6 protein-coding genes are annotated in these 3,749 nt (G+C 41.4%); 1 reads left to right on the plus strand and 5 read right to left on the minus strand.

Going from position 1 to position 3,749, the window contains the following annotated elements; translation table 11 throughout:
• Nucleotides 1–1,289 (minus strand): PBSX family phage terminase large subunit (locus ACFILW_RS09025; RefSeq protein WP_375685614.1); only part of this gene is annotated, 1,289 nt, incomplete at its 3' end.
• Nucleotides 1,270–1,602: a hypothetical protein gene (locus ACFILW_RS09030; RefSeq protein WP_375655581.1), complete on the minus strand. Its 333-nt coding sequence runs from the start codon at nt 1,600–1,602 to the stop codon at nt 1,270–1,272. The genes ACFILW_RS09025 and ACFILW_RS09030, both read right to left, overlap by 20 nt.
• A 202-nt stretch (nt 1,603–1,804) precedes the next feature.
• Here ACFILW_RS09030 and ACFILW_RS09035 point away from each other — a divergent pair, with 202 nt between their 5' ends.
• Nucleotides 1,805–2,431 (plus strand): hypothetical protein, encoded by a 627-nt coding sequence (locus ACFILW_RS09035; RefSeq protein ID WP_006590334.1) that lies wholly within the window; start codon nt 1,805–1,807, stop codon nt 2,429–2,431.
• Between the two features lie 9 nt (nt 2,432–2,440).
• Here the strand turns inward: ACFILW_RS09035 and ACFILW_RS09040 are convergent, their stop codons facing one another.
• From ACFILW_RS09040 to ssb, 3 genes are all read right to left on the minus strand, one after another.
• Nucleotides 2,441–2,971: a hypothetical protein gene (locus ACFILW_RS09040; protein WP_375685616.1), complete on the minus strand. Its 531-nt coding sequence runs from the start codon at nt 2,969–2,971 to the stop codon at nt 2,441–2,443.
• Nucleotides 2,958–3,293: a hypothetical protein gene (locus ACFILW_RS09045; RefSeq protein WP_375624384.1), complete on the minus strand. Its 336-nt coding sequence runs from the start codon at nt 3,291–3,293 to the stop codon at nt 2,958–2,960. The genes ACFILW_RS09040 and ACFILW_RS09045 overlap by 14 nt, the downstream gene beginning before the upstream one ends.
• 15 nt (nt 3,294–3,308) lie before the next feature.
• Nucleotides 3,309–3,749, minus strand: a 441-nt coding sequence (ssb, locus tag ACFILW_RS09050) for a single-stranded DNA-binding protein (protein WP_375631940.1), incomplete at its 5' end; no start/stop codon positions are given.

Below are 3,749 nucleotides of genomic sequence, written 5' to 3' on the forward strand. Positions count from 1 at the left end.
CCGCTATAAGCTGGTCGCTTTTGTATCGTCGGAGGTTCTTCATAAGCCACGCACATCAATCCAAAGGCATCTGCCCCATGACTGGACCAATCATGCTCTGCTCCCAAACCAATATTGCGCTTCTCATCCCATTTCTCGTGATACCAGTTCAGTGCCTTACGTCCTGCGACCGTCATCTCTTCATTGAACCAAACAGACGGCAAAATACGTCGCACTGCCTCTATTCGCATTTTGACAGCACCAGCCCCTTGATTGGGAATGACCTGCGTTTCAAAACCCGCATCATTTAAAGCACTCTCAAAACTCACATTGTGCACACGGTCTCTGGTCGCACCGTCATGGGGGAGAACCATCAATGCCTTCTCATAACCATTGTGACGCAACCAACCGATATGTTCGGATAACGGCTGTCCCTGTGCTTCGTAATAATCAAGCACTCTGATCTCTCTACCAACAAATTGCGCTATCCATATCGCCGTGGCATCTGCCTTGGCGCCCGTACCCCCAATGTCCCAAAAGGCGCGTATCTGCATTAAAGGATCACGAGCAACGCGCCCTATCCGCCCCTCCTGCTCGGCTGCCAACATTTCCTTTTGATAATAAGCGCCTTGAACCGCTGTAAGATAAGCCCCTTCCCAAATATGCTTATAGGTCTCTGGACGGTTTCTCAGATCATCAAGCCGCGCTTCATTCAAGATCTTAGGAAACTTCGGATTGTCTGACCAGTTAATCTCAACACGTTTGATTGCCTCATTGTCTGAAAAGCGAAACCGCTTCTCAACGGGGGCATTCTCTCGCAACGGGTTCCATGTCACCCATAATTCTGCATTCCAATCTTTTCCTTCTTCTCGCAAAGTCGGTATAAGCGTCTGCCAAGCCGTCTCTGTAACGGGCTCTGCCTCATCAACCCAACAAAGCAAAATACGCCCCATAGACTTGATACTGGCTATATTGCGGTCCAGACCAGAAAACTGAAAGGCTATACGACCATCAATCGACTTAATCGACGACTCCCCAACCTTGTAATAGTCCTTTAAAAAGTCGTGCGCTTCAATGACGCGTTTAATCTCCTCCAATGAACTTTCTGCCAAAGAATTCTGAAACTGACGTGCACAAAGTATAGTGCCCGATATCCCTTGCATACCAAATTGATAGCCTTTTAAAGCAGCCATCAAGGCAAATGATCTTGTCTTTCCAGACCCTCGTCCACCCCAAGCAGCACGCACCAAAGCCTTATCTGTAAAAATCGGTATAAGCTTTGGAACAATACTAATCTGTCGTGTCGTCATTGACCAAAGGCGCGATTTCTACACGCGTTATCACCTTAATGGCTCCCCCATCTTCACCTGTTACCTGTAAAGGCAACACCTTACCAAGCAATGCTAAATAAGCAGCGGGGCATTCCATAGCCTGTTTTTCCAAATAAGAAATCAAACCATCCTTGCCAATTTTATTCCCAGCATTCTCAGCAGCCTTAACCACTGCTTCTTTTAAAATGCGCGTCATCTTATTCGGAACGCCTTTGACACGCCCTTGACCTGCCTTTGGGGGTATACGCTTTTTAATGGGTTGTGGAGCCTGCTGTGTATTTTCTGATGTCATAAAATACGCCCTCCAGATAATAAAAAACCCCGCATTTGCGGGGATTCCAAACTGCACTGTCCCTCGTTTAGATACAATACGACCAAGTACAGTGCTGTCATTAAATACGATTTGCTACACTTTGTCAACATAAAAATAACACATATTGATACATTTGAAAAGAATCGGTTAAACAGCACTTATGAATAATTAAGGGTTCAAAATGATGAAATCATTATCCATAACACGCATCATAACATTTATAGCTTTCTTTTCTATATCAGCGCTACCTGCATCAGCGTCATTTGGATTTATAGACAAATTGACGCGTATGTTTACAAGTGTAGATACTATAGAGAAGTATAATCAACTTTACGACAAATACGCGAGTAAAGAATATACTGGCTTTACGCATTTTAATAAGCTAAGCCAAGCACAAGAATTTGTATACAGCCGTGGCCATCATAAGATGCCTTCCAAATTTGATCCTGTATTGCATCGTCACGTATTCGTTATTTTATGTGGACGCTTTGTGAATTTATTGCGAGGTGAGTATAATGAAGAAATGTCATGGGCAATGCTACCCAATGTAATAAGTCGTTTACGTTATGAACATAATTGGAGTGAAAGAGATTTTATGTGGGCATACAACGAATCCAATAACAGCAAAAATCCAATGATTTATTATGCAAAAAAATTTCTTAGTAATTCGACTGGAACTGGCATTAGCCCCAAAACACAAATGATAGTTGTAGTATCTGACGTGAGCACCGGTGATTATGAAAACACTAAACAAGTCGCTAGATTTTGCAGAGACTTACCAACGATATATGATATAATGAAACCGTAATAGAGATTGTCATTTACGATCAAAATGTTTCTGAAGCACATTAAGAGCAACACGTAATGAATTCACAAGGTGTGGTAGCATTTGATCTTCTATAACGAGGCACTGTAGCGCTGCATAAAGGTTATATTGTCTATAGAGGCATTGGGCTTCTTTTAGTGCCTCTTGCGTGTTTATAAACTGCTCTGTTGCAAATTCTACCCATTTATCTCTTGCCTTATCATCAGATGATGATGGCATTTCGTCATAAATTGCATTAGGCAAGCCTTTTGCGCAAAGGTAATTATTCCTTATCTGTAGATATTGCTGGGCGGTGTCGTATTGCTCTTGAGTAATCACGCCTTTTAAACAAAGCCGCCCTATATAGGTACCAGAAAGTGGATTTTTTGCCTCTTGTAGCGTTAAACCAAAGCGTTTTGCACGCATTTCTATTGCCAATTTATCAACGGCTTCACGCGGTGCTTTTGCACGTGATATACGTCCGTTTGGTTCTCTTACCTGCCCTGCTATTTTAGGGCGTCCCCTCTTTTTATTTTTTTTCACTTATGTCCTCAGATGTCTGTTTAATATCTTGCCAAATTCTCTCTGATCTTGACCATGAAATTCGATTTAAAAAGAACAATAAAACCACTAAAATGCATATTACAGCAGCAACACCTAACTTAAGTTTTAAGTGACTTTGATCCCAAGAAAGTTTTAAGAGCAGAATGAAAAGTGTACTCAATAAAGCACCCATCACTATACTGTAATAACTCATTGATGTAGATGACATACAATCTCTTAACAGCTCTATATCATTCTCTGTAAGCATATAAACGGGTTCAGATTCTTCTGTACTAACCCTAGGCTTCTTTTTACTATCCATTAAAGCACCTTCTGTTTAAAAAGGAACACTGTCATTCATAACGGTATGGGGTGTATCAAGAGGTCTGTAAATGCTTCTGTCATAAGCAGATGACTGATCTTGATTATCATCATTTTTGCCATCTAAAAGCTTTAACTCGCCTTTGTACTGAGGCAATATGACTTCTGTTACATAGCGATCAACACCGTTTTTATCTTGCCATTTACGGGTTTGTAGTCGCCCCTCGATATAAACTTTGCTGCCTTTATTGAGATATTGAAGTGCTATTTTTGCAAGATGTGGATTAAACACCACAATGGAATGCCATTCGGTTTTGTCTATTCTCTTATTGGTTGCCTTGTCTGTATAGCTCTCAGACGTTGCCATTCGAAAATTGACCACCTCGATACCAGATGACATTGTTTTGCTTTCTGGATTGGCACCTAAATGACCAATTAAAATCACTTTATTAAGCAT

Origin of the sequence: Bartonella sp. TT110JLCBS, assembly GCF_042193405.1 — a bacterium.
Taxonomy (GTDB): Bacteria; Pseudomonadota; Alphaproteobacteria; order Rhizobiales; family Rhizobiaceae; genus Bartonella.